The sequence below is a fragment of the Marinospirillum insulare DSM 21763 genome (genome assembly GCF_000686905.1).
Taxonomy (GTDB): Bacteria; Pseudomonadota; Gammaproteobacteria; order Pseudomonadales; family Halomonadaceae; genus Marinospirillum; species Marinospirillum insulare.
This window is the reverse complement of sequence record NZ_JMLW01000071.1, coordinates 1-1,296: the sequence shown is the minus strand read 5'-3', so window position 1 is coordinate 1,296 and position 1,296 is coordinate 1. Positions and strand designations below refer to the sequence as shown.

The window sequence follows — 1,296 nt, the reverse complement described above, 5'->3', positions numbered from 1 at the left end:
AAACACTTGGAATGAAAACACCAAATGAAGTATTGTTTGAAGAATTACAGGCTGTTGCACTAGCAAGTTGAATCCAAGAAAGAAAAAATAATTAAAAAACTATTAAACTCAAGCAATAGTGTATGGATTTATGGAACTGGTGGATTAGCATTAGCGACCTATAGAGTACTAAATCTTGAAGGCTATACAATAAATGGCTTTATAGATAGTATTAAAAAAGAAGTGATTAGCATAGATGGTAATGAACTACCTGTAAAAAAAATAAGAAACATAAACTCAAATGAAAAGGTAATTATTGCCGCACAACCAGTTAGAGAAAAAGTTGCGACAGAACTAAAAAACAAGGGAATGATAGAGTGGGAAGACTATATAATTATAGCATAATTTAATTAGTAAACAGCAACCCAGACAAAGAAAGCAACACATGAAAAAACATTGATTCAGATCAGTAATTATCTTCCAGAAAACCTGAAGAACTCTTTATGAACTCATTAACATCTGCATCTTTTACAAACTGAATTTCATATGCAAAACAATTTAAAGAGCGCCTTAAAAATGACCTCTTAACCTTATTAAAAACACCTTCTCTTATAAGTATTTTTTTAACTGCCTGCATTGCATAAATAATATTATTAAAACATTCACCTCTGGTACTACTTATTGACCCATTACGATTATCCCTATAACTTACATAACTCTCATATAAAAAAGAAGTTCTATTAGATAACACTATCGCCACATAACTAAAATAAATATCATTACATGACTTCAAATCTTGAAAAAATATATTGTTTTTTAAAATAAAATCTCTTTTAAATAATTTACTCCATGCGTTAGGAGCAGCTACCTGAAAGACTTGGTCTGGGTAATTTTTAATATCAAAGGCTTGATTTATATCAAAATTATCTAGTATTGTTAACCCTCTTTTAGCAGTAGGGATATCACCGATATACCTAAATGGGCAAAGCACAACTTTACTAGATGTTTTTTCAGCGTGCAGAAACATTTCTTCAAGCATGTTTGAGTCAAACAAATCATCAGAATCTAGAATAGATAAGTACCTGCCTTTTGCAGCGACTATCCCATTATTTCTTGCAACTGCTGCACCTTGGTTTTCTTGATTTAATATTTTAACTCTATCATCAAAACCTTTATATAGGTTAATTATATTAAGGCTACCATCTGTTGATCCATCATTAACAACCCTGGATTCAACTCTCAAGTGCAACTCATTAAACTAGGATTGGATGGCAAGCTGCTGTAGCATCTTATGCTTTTCAATCGACCAAGAATGAG

Annotated in this window: 2 protein-coding genes; one reads left to right on the top strand and one right to left on the bottom strand. The window is 31.3% G+C overall.

Going from position 1 to position 1,296, the window contains the following annotated elements; all coding sequences use genetic code 11:
• The first annotated feature begins 222 nt into the window (after positions 1–222).
• The gene (locus tag BP27_RS17280; protein WP_160169850.1) at positions 223–384 is read left to right on the top strand and encodes a hypothetical protein; all 162 of its coding nucleotides are present in this window, start codon (positions 223–225) and stop codon (positions 382–384) included.
• Positions 385–445: 61 nt separating this feature from the next.
• Here BP27_RS17280 and BP27_RS0113635 read toward each other — a convergent pair whose 3' ends face one another.
• A complete protein-coding gene (locus BP27_RS0113635; protein WP_027851997.1) occupies positions 446–1,222 on the bottom strand; it encodes a glycosyltransferase in 777 nt (258 codons plus the stop codon).
• Between the last annotated feature and the right edge of the window lie 74 nt (positions 1,223–1,296).